Below are 14,016 nucleotides of genomic sequence, written 5' to 3'. Positions count from 1 at the left end.
AGACCGGCAAGCGGGGACCGGAGCGGCCGTCCCCCGCCCCGGCCCGCCCCCGGCGCGAAACGGGGGCTACCCCCAGTGCGGCCCGGGCCGCCCCTTCCTACCGTGGGTGCCATGAGCGGAACGGACGCGCGCGACACCGACCTGAAGAAGGAACTCGACGCCACTCTGCACGCCCGCAGGGACCTGGGCGAGGAGTACGAGTCGGCGCTGGTCGACTCGTTCCTGGAGAAGGTCGACCAGCGGATCGACGGAGCGGTGGAGCGCCGGGTGCGCCGGCAGCTGGCCGAGCAGCAGATGCAGACGGCGCGTGACTCGCGCACGCCGAGGGCCACCGACTCCTGGGGCGAGCGCTTCGGCTTCGGGATCGTCTCCCTGGTGCTGGCGGTGCCGCTGTCCGCGATCGGCGGAGGCATCGCGCAGACACCCGGCCTGCTCATCGCCTGGGCGGGCATCGTCGGCGTCAACGTGGCCCAGGCCGCCCGCACCAACCCGGCCCTGTTCGGCGCCCGCCGCAAGTCCCGCCGGGACGACGACTGGTCGGACTGACGACGGTCGACGGCCGACGACGGACCGGGCGACGGGCCGATTGCCGCCCCGGCGACGTCCGAACGCGCCGCTGGCCGCACCGGACGGCCCGACGGCAGGACGACCGATGGCCGCACCGGACGACCGCCGGACGAGCCGACGACCGGGCGACCGACGACCGGGCGACGGGCCGATGACCGGACCGGACGGCTGGCGAACGGCCGGCCGCCGGGCGGCCGGAGGAGGCGCCGCGGTCAGACCTGGCGGGTCGGCAGCGCCACGATCTGGCGCAGGTTGACCCGCCGCGGCCGGCTCGCCGCATAGGCCACGAGGTCGGCCAGCTCCTGCGCGGACAACGCGCCCACCTCGTCCAGCATGCCCTCCACCTGCCGGGACAGCTCCGCGTCGGAGATGTGCGTGCGCAGCTCGCTCTCCACGAACCCGGGCTCGATGTTGGTGACCCGCACGTCGCGGGGCCCGAACTCCCCGCGCAGGGCCTGTGACAGATAGGTGACGGCCGCCTTGGTCGCGCCGTACACGGCGTAGTTCGGGAAGCCGACGTGCGCGGCGATGGACGAGATGTTCACGATGTCGGCACTCCGGCCGTCCGCGGCGGCGGCCACCAGGTCGGCGGTGAAGGCGCCGATGACGCGCAGCACCCCGGTGACGTTGGTGTCGAGCATCCGCTGCCACTCGTCGGCGCGCCGGGCGTCGACGGGGTGCGGCAGCATGACGCCGGCGGCGTTCACCACCAGGTCGGCGGTCCCGTACTCGCTGTGGATCCGCTCGACGGCGTCCGTCACGGACGTCTCGTCGGTGACGTCCGCGGCGACGGCGAGGGCCTGTCCGCCGTCGGCGCGGATCTTCCCGGCGATCGCCGCGAGCCGTTCCCCGCGCCGGGCCAGCAGCGCCACCCGTGCGCCCTGGGCGGCCAGCAGTACCGCGACGGCCTCGCCGATGCCACTGGCGGCTCCGGTGACGACGGCGGTGCGTCCGGCCAGGTTCTCGTACGACATGGGTACTCCCTCGGTGTCGGGACCGGGGCGTCCGCCCGGCCTCGTCCACCACGATCGGCCGGGGCGGGAGCCCTACCCAGGGCTGTGCTTTTCCTGGGTCCGGCAGTACCAGGTTCACGGAGCCGGACCGGCCTAGGCTCGGACCCATGGACGGAGACCTGATGGACGGAGAGCTGGGGGACTTCCTGCGGTCGCGCCGGGCCCGGATCCGGCCGGAGGAGGTGGGGCTGCCCACGTACGGCCGCCGCCGCGTCCCGGGACTGCGCCGTGAGGAGGTGGCGCAGCTGGCCGGGGTGAGCGTCGACTACTACGTCCGCCTGGAGCAGGGCCGGGGCCCCGGGGGCCCTTCCCGGACGAAGTCCGGCGGGGTCTCGGACGCCGTGCTGGACGCGCTGGCGCGGGTGCTGCGGCTGGACGCCGCCGAGCACGAGTACCTGCGGGCGGTGGCCCGGCCCCGTCGGCGGGGCGTGCGGGCCGCGGGTGCCTCCCGGGACACGGAGTCACGGGTGCGGCCGGGTGTGCAGCTGATCCTGGACGGCATGGACCGCAACCCGGCCTACGTCCTGGACCACCGCATGGAGGTCCTCGCCTGGAACGCCCTCGCCGACGCCCTGCTCGGCTTCGGCGGCGCGGACGACCTCAGCCTGCCGCGCCGGCTCTTCCTGGATCCCGCCTCCCGCGACCTCTACCCCGACCGGGACGAGGTGACCGCGCAGACGGTCGCGCACCTGCGCCTGCAGGCGGGCCACCACCCCGGCGACCGGGCGACTGGAGAGCTCGTCGCCGAACTGTCCGAGGCCAGCGCGGAGTTCCGCCGCCTGTGGGCCGACCACCTGGTCAAGCCGTGCGACCACGGCGTGAAGCTGCTCCGCCACCCGGTCGCGGGCCTGCTGAGCCTGCCCTACGAGACCCTGACCGTCCCGGGGGCGCCGGACCAGACGATCGTGGCGTACGTGCCGGAGCCGGGCTCGGACGCCGAAGAGCGCCTGGCGCTGCTGGGGAGCTGGGCGACGACCCGCGCGGACTGACCCGGGCGGGCACCCCGGCCACCGGCGGGGAAGGAGAGGGAAGGTGCGCGGGGACCGCCGCACCCCCGCGAACGGGGGGCGGGACGACGGCGGTCCCCGCGAGGACGCGAAGCGCGGTCAGGCCGCGCTTCGCGTCCGTGGCGTCCGTGGAGGTCCGGGAGCCGCTCCGGAGGTCCTGCGACGCCGCTCGGCGCCGGCCCGGGCGGGGATCCTGCCCCGTGCTCAGCGCCTGGGAGGTTTCCCCGTCGCCCTGCCGACACCTCCACTGTGCAGGGCCCGTGTTAAGCCGGTGCTGCGCGGACGTGACACCCGCGTACCGCTTGCGCGAAGTCCGCGAAGATCACGGGCGCCCGCGACTCCGCCCGGTTCACGGGCGGTTCAGCACCCGCTCGCCGTCACGTGCCGCTCTTGGCGAGGAACGAGAGCAGGTCCTGCCGGCTGACCACACCGGTCGGCTTGCCCTCGACGAGCACGATCGCGGCGTCCGCCTTGCCGAGCACGGCCATCAGGTCGGCGACCGGCTCGCCGGAGCCCACCTGCGGCAGCGGGCCGGACATGTGCTTCTCCAGCGGGTCGTCCAGGGAGGCGCTCTTGCTGAACAGCGCGTCCAGCAGCTCGCGTTCGACGACGGAACCGACGACCTCGGCGGCCATCACGTCGGGGTGGCCAGCGCCCGGCTTGACGACCGGCATCTGCGAGACGCCGTACTCGCGCAGCACCTCGATGGCCTGGCCGACCGTCTCCTCCGGGTGCATGTGGACCAGGGAGGGCATGCGGTCGCCCTCCTTGTCGTTCAGCACGTCGGCGACGCGGGCGCTGGAGCCGGAGTCCTCCAGGAAGCCGTAGTCGGCCATCCACTCGTCGTTGAAGATCTTGCTGAGATAACCGCGGCCGCCGTCCGGCAGCAGGACCACCACGACGTCGTCCTCGCCGAGCCGCGCGGCGACCTCCAGCGCGGCCGCGACCGCCATGCCGCAGGAGCCGCCGACCAGCAGGCCCTCCTCCTTGGCCAGACGGCGGGTCATCTGGAAGGAGTCCTTGTCGGACACGGCGACGATCTCGTCCGCGACGGTGCGGTCGTAGGCGGTCGGCCAGAAGTCCTCGCCGACGCCCTCGACGAGGTAGGGGCGGCCGGAGCCGCCGGAGTAGACGGAGCCCTCCGGGTCCGCGCCGATGACCTTGACCTTGCCGTCGCTGACCTCCTTGAGGTAGCGGCCGGTGCCGGAGATGGTGCCGCCGGTGCCCACGCCCGCCACGAAGTGGGTGATCCGTCCCTCCGTCTGCTCCCACAGCTCGGGGCCCGTGGAGTGGTAGTGGGAGAGCGGGTTGTTCGGGTTGGAGTACTGGTCGGGCTTCCAGGCGCCCGGCGTCTCACGGACCAGCCGGTCGGAGACGTTGTAGTACGAGTCCGGGTGCTCGGGGTCGACGGCCGTGGGGCAGACGACGACCTCGGCACCGTAGGCGCGCAGCACGTTGATCTTGTCGGTGCTGACCTTGTCGGGGCACACGAAGATGCACTTGTACCCCTTCTGCTGCGCCACGATGGCGAGACCGACACCGGTGTTGCCGCTGGTCGGCTCGACGATCGTGCCGCCGGGCTTGAGCGCGCCGCTCTCCTCCGCCGCCTCGATCATGCGCAGGGCGATGCGGTCCTTCACCGAACCGCCGGGGTTGAAGTACTCCACCTTGGCCAGGACGGTCGCCCTGATGCCCTTGGTCACGCTGTTGAGCCTCACCAGCGGGGTGTCGCCTACGAGGCTGATCATCGAGTCGTGGAATCGCACCGTTGTCTCCGGATGCCGCAAAAGAAGTGGTCCTAGTGGTTCCGCCAGCCTAGGCCCTGCGGCCCGCTTCGCGCTGTCCGCCCGGGAGCGGGCCGCGACCGGGCCGCCGGCCGCGGCCTGCCCCGTGGTCCGTGCCGGTCGTTCACCGGCCGTCGCGATTGGAGCACGGCCTGTACGGGGCAAGCACTGGGTGTACGGGTTCGAGGAGGTGGCGGCGACGCATGTCGAGCATGTCGAGGGCGAGGGTGGCCCGGCGGATCGCGACCGGCGCTGCGTACGGCGGCGGCGGGATCGGTCTGGCCGGCGCGGCCACGGTGGGGCTGGTGCTGGCGGAGGTGCATCTGGCCCGGCGCCGGGTGGGCAACGGCCCGCCACCGCACGTGCCGAACGGGGACGGGCTGTACGGGCGCACGTACGGCACCGACACCCCGCTGCGGCTGACCATGCTGGGTGATTCCACCGCGGCCGGCCAGGGCGTGCACCGCGGCTCGCAGACGCCGGGCGCGCTGCTGGCCTCGGGGCTCGCGGCCCTGGCGGAGCGCCCGGTGCGGTTGCGCACGGTGGCGTCCCCCGGGGCCCGGTCGGACGACCTGGACCGTCAGGTGGCCCTGGTGCTGGCCGACCCCGGGCCCGTGCCGGACATCTGCGTGATCATGATCGGCGCGAACGACGTCACCCACCGCATGCCGCCGACCCGCTCGGTGCGCCACCTGTCCTCGGCGGTGCGACGGCTGCGCACGGCCGGTGCGGAGGTCGTGGTCGGCACCTGCCCCGACCTCGGGACGATCGAACCGGTGCGCCAGCCCCTGCGCTGGCTGGCCAGACGGGCCTCCCGCCAGCTTGCGGCGGCCCAGACGATCGGCGTCGTCGAGCAGGGCGGGCGCACGGTGTCGCTCGGCGACCTGCTGGGCCCCGAGTTCGCGCAGAACCCGCGCGAGCTGTTCGGCCCGGACAGCTACCACCCCTCCGCGGAGGGCTATGCGACGGCGGCGATGGCGGTCCTGCCGACGGTCTGCGCCGCCCTGGGCCTGTGGCCGGCCGAGGAGGAGCACCCGGACGCCTCCCGCCGCGAGGGTTTCCTGCCGGTGGCGCGGGCGGCCGCGGAGGCCGCCTCGGAGGCGGGCACCGAGGTCGCGGCGGCCATGCCGGCCGGCGCGAGGGGCCCCTGGGCGCTGCTGAAGCGGCGGCGCCGGCGGCGGGTGCCCGAGCAGGAGGCCGCCCCGGCCGCCCCGACGAACTGAGCCGGGCGAAAAAGCAAGCGCTTAGAAAACTGCGGCCAGGGTCACACCGCGACACCCGTGACCCGGCCCGTACGTACGGGTAACTTCCCAGTCAGCCCTGCCAGACCACCCGGTACGTCAATGGAGCCGTGATGCCCGAAGCCGTGATCGTCTCAGCCGCCCGCTCCCCCATCGGCCGTGCCTTCAAGGGCTCCCTGAAGGACCTGCGGCCGGACGACCTGACCGCCACCGTCATCCAGGCCGCACTGGCCAAGGTCCCCGAGCTGGACCCGCGCGACATCGACGACCTGATGCTCGGCTGCGGCCTGCCCGGCGGCGAGCAGGGCAACAACCTCGGCCGGATCGTCGCCGTGCAGATGGGCATGGACCACCTGCCGGGCTGCACCGTCACCCGCTACTGCTCCTCCTCGCTGCAGACCTCGCGCATGGCCCTGCACGCCATCAAGGCCGGTGAGGGCGACGTGTTCATCTCGGCCGGCGTCGAGACGGTCTCCCGCTTCACCAAGGGCAACTCCGACAGCCTCCCGGACACGCACAACCCGCTGTTCGCCGACGCCGAGGCCCGCACCGCCGCGGTCGCCGAGTCCGAGGGCTCCGACTGGCACGACCCGCGCGAGGACGGCCTGCTGCCCGACCCGTACATCGCCATGGGCCAGACCGCCGAGAACCTGGCGCGGCTCAAGGGCGTCACCCGCCAGGACATGGACGAGTTCGGCGTCCGCTCGCAGAACCTCGCCGAGGAAGCCATCAAGAACGGCTTCTGGGAGCGCGAGATCACCCCGGTGACCCTGCCCGACGGCACGGTCGTCAGCAAGGACGACGGCCCCCGCGCGGGTGTCACCCTGGAGGGCGTGCAGGGCCTGAAGCCCGTCTTCCGCCCCGACGGCAGGGTCACGGCCGGCAACTGCTGCCCGCTGAACGACGGCGCCGCCGCGCTGGTGATCATGTCCGACACCAAGGCCCGCGAACTGGGCCTCACCCCGCTGGCGCGGATCGTGTCGACCGGCGTCTCGGGCCTGTCCCCCGAGATCATGGGCCTCGGCCCGGTAGAGGCCACCAAGCAGGCGCTGCGCCGCGCCGGGCTCACCATCGGCGACATCGACCTGGTGGAGATCAACGAGGCGTTCGCCGCCCAGGTGATCCCCTCCTACCGCGACCTGGACATCCCGCTGGAGAAGCTGAACGTCAACGGCGGCGCCATCGCCGTCGGCCACCCCTTCGGCATGACCGGCGCCCGCATCACCGGCACGCTGATCAACTCCCTGCAGTTCCACGACAAGCAGTTCGGTCTGGAGACGATGTGCGTCGGCGGCGGCCAGGGCATGGCCATGGTCATCGAGCGCCTCCACTGACCACCGCTGCGTAGTCGCCATACCACACACCGTGAAGCGTCAGCCCAGAACCCCGGAAACGCCGGGGTTCTGGGCTGTTTTGTGATCCAATCTCCCCCAGGATGTGACCTATCTCCCTCCGCCGGGGAGAACCGCAGGTCACGACAGCACCGCCCGCTCCCCCGCGACCGAAGTCCTGTCCGTTTCGTGACGTTACGCACTGACAGCCGGTCAGTCCGCCCTTCAAGCTGATGTAGGAAGTCGGGGGTCGACTTTGAACCGGGAGTACGTCAGTGAGCGCCATGCCGATCGCGTTGCTGGTCACCACGGCCGCCACGGGCGCCGTGGGCGTCGCCGTCCTGCGCACCGTCCTGCAGCTGCGCCGGCAGGTCGCGGCCCTGCACACCGCGCTGGCCGAGAACCGCGCCGCCACCACCCGCGCCCTGCTGCCCGCCGCCCGCACCACGGCCGACACCGACGAGATACGGGCCGCCGTGGCCGCGGCACTCGCCGAGGAGCGGGAGCGGGAGCTCGCCGAGGCGCGCGCCTTCTGGGCCGCCCAGGAGGCCCGTGACGCCTCCGACGCCCCGTCCCTGCTGGGTCTGCCCGACGCGGACCTGTTCCTGCCCCGGCAGGCCGACTTCGCGGGCCTGGAGCCGGTGTCCGAGCCCGGCCCGGCGGAGGCCGAGGAGCCGGCCGGGGAGTCCCCGGAGCTGGCCGCGGCCCGCCGCCGCCACCCCTCCCACCCGGACTTCGTGCCGAACCCGTCGCCGGTGGCCAACGACCACGAGCGCACCGTCGCCGCCCTGGAGGAGCTGGCCGCCTCCCGCGTCGAACTGACCGACGTCCGCCCGGGCCCCCTGGGCACCCTCGACGTGTACGTCTTCGCCGACGGCACCACGCTGTGCATGACCCCGGGCCACCGGGAGACGGCGGAACAGCTGGCCCGGGCCCTGCGCGCGGGCCGCAGCGCCGTCCTGCTGGGCGGCTCGGGCATCTCGGGCGCCTACACCCTCACCTTCGAGTGCGGCGACGAGAACGTCTACATCCTGGCCGACCGGGTCATCGCGTCCTTCTAGAGCCGCTCACACCGGGGCGCTCCGCGGACCCGCTCACACCCCGGCCCGCTTCCGGGCCTCCTCGACCAGCCGTACCGCCTCGTCGACGTCGGCGTCACCGGGGAGCACCACGGCCAGGTCGTGTCCGGCGACCATGATCTGGTCCGCGGCGGCGAACATCCCCGCGTCGGGCATCTCCCGCGGTTCCTCGCCCTCGAGGAGCTGCGCCCTGCGGGACAGCTCCCGGGCCAGGCCGAGCGCCTCGGCGGCAGCGCCTCGCTGCAGCCGGCTCTGGGGCGCGGCCCTCAGGCGGTCGGCGAAGTGATCAACGGCTCGGAGGAGGGGCGTCGTATCAACCACGCGGCGAGCGTACGCGTCGCACCGGGACTGTTGCCAACGGGCGAACACTCAGGCACGGTGACCTGAAGGACCGGCTTGTATCCCAGCGTCCGGAGGCGCCGATGTCCCAAGTCTTCTCCGAAGAGACCCACCGCAACATGCTCGCCCGCATTCCGCACTGCACCGGTCGTGAGATCTCCGACTGGCTGCGCACCGTCGACGAAGGCCCGGCGCTCTTCCGCTTCGAGGAAAAGGTCAGCTGGCTCCGGCACGAGCACAACCTGGCGTACGGCCACGCCAAGGCGATCATCCACGAGTACGACCTGAGGCGGGCCGCGCGCAAACTCCTCTAGGGGCTGTCTGACGATTCCCGCCGCCGCCCGGAGGGCGGCCTCGCGGCGTCAGGTGCGTGCTCTCGGCGTGCCGGGCGGAGAGAGTCGTACGGGATGTACTCGGCTCTGCGCCCGGTGCGGCGAGAGTGCGTGCATGGCGTCGCGAGGCAGGAGGCAATTGTCGGACAGGCCCTGGGCGCGCACACCGTCCTCCCGACGACGAAGGGCCCCGGCCGGAGCCGGGGCCCTTCGCGCACGAGCGGGTCGGTGCTAGTCGCTGCTGTTGAGGATCGACAGGAGCCTGAGGAACTCCAGGTAGATCCACACCAGCGTCAGCGTCAGGCCGAAGGCGGCCAGCCAGGCCTCCTCGCGCGGGGCGCCGTAGGCGACGCCGTCCTCGACCTGCTTGAAGTCCAGGGCGAGGAAGCAGGCGCCGAGGATGATGCCGATGACGCCGAAGACGACGCCGAGGGCACCACTGCGGAAGCCGAGGCCGTCACCGCCGCCGAACACCGCGAACAGCAGGTTCACGGTCATCAGCAGGATGAAGCCGAGCGCGGCCGCCATCACGAAGCCGTAGAAGCGGCGGTTGACGCGGATCCAGCCGGCCTTGTAGGCGATCAGCACACCGGCGAAGACGGCCATGGTGCCGATCACCGCCTGCATGGCGGCGCCGCTGGCGATGCGGTTGTCGACGATGTTGGACACGACGCCGAGGAAGACACCCTCGAACGCGGCGTACGTCAGGATCAGCGCGGGCGAGGCCTTGCGCTTGAAGGACTGCACGAACGCCAGGACCATGCCGATCAGCGCGGCGCCGATGCCGATGCCGTAGCTGCGGCTGATGTTGGCGTCGTCGACCGGCAGCAGCGCCCAGGAGAGCGCCGCGGTGACGACGAGCACACCGAGCGTGCTCGCCGTGCGCAGGACGACGTCGTCGATGGTCATCCGGCCGGTGGCGGCCGGGGCCTGCGGCGGCGCGCCGTACTGCTGGTCCTGCTGGGCGTAAGGGTTCTGCGCGTACGGGTTCTGGGCGTACGGGTTGCCCGTCGGCTGGGCGTACGGGTTGCCCTGGGTGGCGACAGCGGGGCCCCCGGCCTGCGGCGCGGTGTTGAAGCCCGCGTAGCCGTTGTCGCGGCTGAACCCCCGTCGCGAGAAGACCGGGTTTCTGCTCCTCATTTCACTCCTCCATGGCCACACAGCATGGCCTTGGCTCAAGAGTAATAGGTAGGCAAAGGAATGACCCTACTGCTTGGGAAGGATCTTTCCCTCGTCGTGCAGCGCAACACGCTACGCCGCTCCCTGATTCCCCAGGCCGGAGGACTTCATTCCACAGGGACCCGGTACCGGTCCGGAACCGGCTCGGTACCGGTCGGTGATCATCGGCCGGCCGCGGGTCCGGCGTCGGCGTGCAGTGGATCACGCCGGTGGAACGCGCGGAGAGCGGAAAGTGCCCGGAGCCGGACTTGAACCGGCACGCCCGCGAAGGGGCAGCGAGGTTTAAGCTCGCCGTGTCTGCATTCCACCATCCGGGCAGGCCATGGGCTCCGCAACGAGGTCCGAGACTATCGGGACGCGTCCCCCGAACAGCGGACGGGCGGGCCGATGTTGTCTTATTTTATTGACGTCTGAGGGTGCATCAGCACACGGGACGCGCCGTCCGCACTTGCCACCAGCCTTGCGTGCGACTGACAGCGGCGTATGCGGAATGACGGAATTTCACCGCCTGAACGAGGGCGATCCACCCGTTCTCGACAGCCGGAGGCACAGGTTCCGTCACGGGCTCCCCGCAGGGGCGGGCCGTCATCCCCAGGTATGACTCCGGGCGTCCGGGTCCGACCCGAGTCGCCCCCGGGAACGGGAACAGCGGGTGACTACACGGCCGCCGCGGACCCGGACGATGGAACACGTCCATCCTCCGCACAGCCGTCCGACAGGAGAGCCATCCCGTGACCACCGCATCCCTCGCCGACCGGGCCACCGCCGTGGCCGCGCGCGCCACGGATCTGTCCAAGATCTACGGGCAGGGTGAGACCCAGGTGGTCGCCCTGGACCGGGTCACCGTCGAGTTCCGCCGGGCCGAGTTCACCGCGATCATGGGGCCGTCCGGTTCCGGCAAGTCGACCCTGATGCACTGCGTCGCCGGACTCGACACCTTCTCCTCCGGGTCGGTGCGCATCGGCGACACCGAGCTGGGCTCCCTGAAGGACAAGCAGCTGACCAAGCTGCGCCGGGACAAGATCGGCTTCATCTTCCAGGCGTTCAACCTGCTGCCGACGCTGACGGCCCTGGAGAACATCACGCTCCCCATGGACATCGCGGGCCGCAAGCCGGACAAGCAGTGGCTGGACTCCGTGATCGGCATGGTCGGCCTGGCCGACCGGCTCGGCCACCGGCCCTCCCAGCTCTCCGGCGGCCAGCAGCAGCGCGTCGCCGTGGCCCGGGCGCTGGCCTCCCGGCCCGAGATCATCTTCGGTGACGAGCCCACCGGGAACCTCGACTCGCGTTCCGGCGCCGAGGTCCTGGGCTTCCTGCGCAACTCGGTGCGCGAGATGGGCCAGACCGTCGTGATGGTGACCCACGACCCGGTGGCCGCGTCCTACGCGGACCGCGTGGTCTTCCTCGCGGACGGCCGGATCGTCGACGAGATGCACCGGCCGACGGCCGACACGGTCCTCGACTTCATGAAGCAGTTCGACGCCAAGGGCCGCACCAGCTGATCCCCCGCCAGGACCGACAGGACTGAGAACCACCACCATGTTCCGTACCGCCTTGCGCAACGTCCTCGCGCACAAGGCCCGGCTGCTGATGACCGTGCTCGCCGTGATGCTCGGCGTCGCGTTCGTCTCCGGCACCCTGGTCTTCGCCGACACCCTCTCCGACGCCTTCCGCAACCAGTCGGCGAAGAGCTACGACGACGTCGCCGTCTCCGTCTCCTCGTACGCCGACCCGGACGACCCCGAGGAAGAGCCGGGCCTGTCCGGCAAGGTCCTCGACGAGATCGCCGCCGTGGACGGCGTCGCCGGGGTGTACGGCCGCGTCGAGGGCTTCGCCGGGGTCGCCGACCCCGACGGGAAGCTGATCGGCGTCGGCTGGTCCAACAAGGGCTCCAACTTCGCCCCCGGCAAGAACGGCAAGGACGCCGCCTACACGTTCACCGACGGCTCCGGCCCGGTGAAGGACGACCAGATCGCCCTGGACGAGGAGTCCGCCGCCAAGGGCGAGTACAAGGTCGGCGACCGGGTGCGCGTCGCGACCAACGGCCCGGTGAAGGAGTACACCCTCAGCGGGGTGTTCACCACCGAGGACGGCGCCGTGAACGCCGGCGGCAGCCTCGTCCTGTTCGACACCGCCGTCGCCCAGAAGCAGTACCTCGAGCCGGGCTACTTCGAGAGCGTCACCGTCACCGCCGCCCCCGGCGCCGACGACGCGCGGATCCTGGACGCCGTCAAGCCGCTGCTGCCCGACACCGCCGAGGCGCGGACCGGCCGGGCGCTCGCCGACGAGCAGGCCGAGCAGATCGAGCAGGGCATGGGCAACCTCAAGCAGGTCCTGCTCGGCTTCGCGGGCATCGCGCTCTTCGTGGGGATCTTCCTGATCTCCAACACGTTCACGATGCTGGTCGCCCAGCGCACCAAGGAGATCGCCCTGATGCGCGCCGTCGGTGCGTCCCGCCGGCAGATCACCCGCTCGGTGCTCGCCGAGGCCGCGCTGGTGGGCCTGGTCGCCTCGGCCGTCGGCTTCGTCCTCGGCATCGGCCTGGCGGTCGGACTGCGCTCCGGCATGACCGCGTTCGACATGAAGATGCCGGACGGTCCGCTGGTCCTGTCCGCCACGCCGGTGATCGCGGCGTTCGCGGTGGGCGTGCTGATCACGACGTTCGCCGCCTGGCTGCCCGGCCGCCGGGCTGCGAAGATCCCGCCGGTGGCGGCGATGAACAGCGTCCACGCGGTGGCCACCACCAAGTCGCTGGTGGTGCGCAACTCCATCGGTGCGGCCGTCACCGCCCTCGGTGCGGTGGGGATCGTGGCGGGCGCCTCGACCGGCGGCGACGACGGCCGCGTGTACATCGGGGCGGGCGCCTTCCTCGCGCTGATCGGCGTGATCATCCTGATCCCGCTGCTGTCCCGGCCCGTGATCGCGCTCGTCCGCCCGCTGCTCGTCGGCCCCTTCGGGGTGGCGGGCAAGCTGGCCGGCCAGAACGCGGTCCGCAACCCGCGCCGCACCGGCGCGACCGCCTCGGCCCTGGCCATCGGGCTGACGCTGGTGACCGGCCTGTCGGTGCTCGGCGTCACCGTCGGCACGGCCATCGACAAGATGACCACGGACAACATCAAGGCCGACTACATGGTCCGGATGGCCAACGGCGGTGACCTCGACCGGTCGGCGCTGACGGCACTGGAGAAGGCCAAGGGCGTGTCCGCGGTCTCGCCGCAGCAGGACGCCTACTTCAAGCTCGACGGCAAGGACTTCGTCTCCGCCTCGGCGGTCACCCCCGGCGACCTCGAGAAGGTCCTGACCGTCGACGTCGTCAGCGGCAGCGCGGACTCCCTCGCCGAGGGCCGGATCGCGGTCGCCGAGAAGACGGCGAAGAGCCGGGGCTGGAAGACCGGCGACAAGCTCCCCGTCACCTTCGGCGACGACGAGAAGGCCACGCTGACGGTCGGCGCCGTCTACAAGGACAGCGAGTTCCTCTCCCCCGTCCTCATCGACCGGAAGGTCGTGGACCGGCACGAGACGAAGCCGTCCATCATGCAGATCTTCGTGAAGATCGACGGCGGCCAGACCGCGGGGAACGAGCAGGTCCTCGTCGACGCGCTGGGCGACAACCCGGCGATCACCGTGATGGACAAGCAGGACATCCGCAACGAGTTCGGCGGCGCCATCAACACCCTGCTGAACGTCATGTACGGCCTGCTGGCGATGGCCCTGATCATCGCGGTGCTGGGCGTGGTCAACACCCTCGCGATGTCGGTCTTCGAACGGCAGCAGGAGATCGGCATGCTGCGCGCCATCGGCCTGGACCGGCGCCGGGTGAAGCGGATGGTCCGGCTGGAGGCCGTGGTCATCTCGGTGTTCGGCGCGGTGGTCGGCATCGGTCTCGGGGCGTTCCTCGGCTGGGCCATCGGTGAGACCTTCGCCGACCAGATCCCCGGGTACGCGCTGGTCCTGCCCTGGGACCGGATCGGGATCTTCCTGGTGCTGGCCGGTCTGGTCGGCGTCCTGGCCGCGATGTGGCCGGCCCGCAACGCCGCGCGGCTGAACATGCTGAACGCGATCAAGGCCGAGTGACCTCGCCGCTGCGCGGTACGCCGAAGGGCCGGGTCCCCGTCACGGGGAGCCCGGCCCTTTCCGCTCATGT

12 protein-coding genes and 1 tRNA gene are annotated in these 14,016 nt (G+C 71.9%); 8 read left to right on the top strand and 5 right to left on the bottom strand.

The genetic code is table 11. From position 1 onward, the window contains the following. Positions 1-111: 111 nt before the first annotated feature. Complete coding sequence (locus Q5694_RS24775) at positions 112-546, top strand: hypothetical protein (RefSeq protein WP_333935522.1); 435 nt, start codon at positions 112-114, stop codon at positions 544-546. Between the two features lie 233 nt (positions 547-779). Here the strand turns inward: Q5694_RS24775 and Q5694_RS24770 are convergent, their stop codons facing one another. After that, positions 780-1,541, bottom strand: a complete 762-nt coding sequence (locus tag Q5694_RS24770) for an SDR family oxidoreductase (protein WP_333935520.1) — start codon at positions 1,539-1,541, stop codon at positions 780-782. A 161-nt stretch (positions 1,542-1,702) separates the two neighbouring features. Between Q5694_RS24770 and Q5694_RS24765 the strand changes: the two genes are divergently transcribed. Beyond that, positions 1,703-2,569, top strand: coding sequence for a helix-turn-helix domain-containing protein (locus Q5694_RS24765; RefSeq protein WP_333935588.1), 867 nt, complete (start codon positions 1,703-1,705; stop codon positions 2,567-2,569). Between the two features lie 395 nt (positions 2,570-2,964). Here Q5694_RS24765 and Q5694_RS24760 read toward each other — a convergent pair whose 3' ends face one another. Continuing rightward, positions 2,965-4,353, bottom strand: coding sequence for a cystathionine beta-synthase (locus Q5694_RS24760; protein WP_333935518.1), 1,389 nt, complete (start codon positions 4,351-4,353; stop codon positions 2,965-2,967). Between the two features lie 221 nt (positions 4,354-4,574). Between Q5694_RS24760 and Q5694_RS24755 the strand changes: the two genes are divergently transcribed. The 3 genes from Q5694_RS24755 to Q5694_RS24745 all read left to right on the top strand — a co-directional run bounded on the left by Q5694_RS24755 (position 4,575) and on the right by Q5694_RS24745 (position 8,004). Then, positions 4,575-5,594, top strand: coding sequence for an SGNH/GDSL hydrolase family protein (locus Q5694_RS24755; RefSeq protein ID WP_333935516.1), 1,020 nt, complete (start codon positions 4,575-4,577; stop codon positions 5,592-5,594). A 131-nt stretch (positions 5,595-5,725) separates the two neighbouring features. Then, entirely contained in the window at positions 5,726-6,946 is a 1,221-nt protein-coding gene (locus tag Q5694_RS24750; protein WP_333935514.1) for an acetyl-CoA C-acetyltransferase, read from the top strand. A 272-nt stretch (positions 6,947-7,218) separates the two neighbouring features. Continuing rightward, positions 7,219-8,004 (top strand): hypothetical protein, encoded by a 786-nt coding sequence (locus Q5694_RS24745; RefSeq protein ID WP_333935513.1) that lies wholly within the window; start codon positions 7,219-7,221, stop codon positions 8,002-8,004. Positions 8,005-8,037: 33 nt separating this feature from the next. On the opposite strand, the gene Q5694_RS24740 is transcribed toward Q5694_RS24745, so the two are convergent. Next, a complete protein-coding gene (locus Q5694_RS24740) occupies positions 8,038-8,343 on the bottom strand; it encodes a hypothetical protein (protein ID WP_333935512.1) in 306 nt (101 codons plus the stop codon). A 101-nt stretch (positions 8,344-8,444) separates the two neighbouring features. Here Q5694_RS24740 and Q5694_RS24735 point away from each other — a divergent pair, with 101 nt between their 5' ends. Next, positions 8,445-8,675 carry a DUF4287 domain-containing protein gene (locus Q5694_RS24735; RefSeq protein WP_333935510.1) on the top strand — a complete coding sequence of 77 codons (231 nt, stop codon included), beginning with the start codon at positions 8,445-8,447 and terminating at the stop codon, positions 8,673-8,675. 249 nt (positions 8,676-8,924) lie between these two features. Here the strand turns inward: Q5694_RS24735 and Q5694_RS24730 are convergent, their stop codons facing one another. Together Q5694_RS24730 and Q5694_RS24725 are read right to left on the bottom strand one after the other, a co-directional pair. Continuing rightward, positions 8,925-9,833: a Bax inhibitor-1/YccA family protein gene (locus tag Q5694_RS24730; protein WP_333935508.1), complete on the bottom strand. Its 909-nt coding sequence runs from the start codon at positions 9,831-9,833 to the stop codon at positions 8,925-8,927. A gap of 272 nt (positions 9,834-10,105) precedes the next feature. Further along, a tRNA-Leu gene (locus Q5694_RS24725) sits at positions 10,106-10,189 on the bottom strand. Positions 10,190-10,603: 414 nt separating this feature from the next. Between Q5694_RS24725 and Q5694_RS24720 the strand changes: the two genes are divergently transcribed. Then, positions 10,604-11,374 (top strand): ABC transporter ATP-binding protein, encoded by a 771-nt coding sequence (locus Q5694_RS24720; RefSeq protein ID WP_333935507.1) that lies wholly within the window; start codon positions 10,604-10,606, stop codon positions 11,372-11,374. A gap of 37 nt (positions 11,375-11,411) precedes the next feature. Next, positions 11,412-13,946, top strand: coding sequence for an ABC transporter permease (locus tag Q5694_RS24715; RefSeq protein WP_333935505.1), 2,535 nt, complete (start codon positions 11,412-11,414; stop codon positions 13,944-13,946). Positions 13,947-14,016 lie beyond the last annotated feature (70 nt).

The organism is Streptomyces sp. AHA2, assembly GCF_036857595.1.
Classification (GTDB): Bacteria; Actinomycetota; Actinomycetes; order Streptomycetales; family Streptomycetaceae; genus Streptomyces.
The sequence above is the reverse complement of the archived record's forward strand: the minus strand, read 5'-3'. Positions and strand labels throughout refer to the sequence as shown.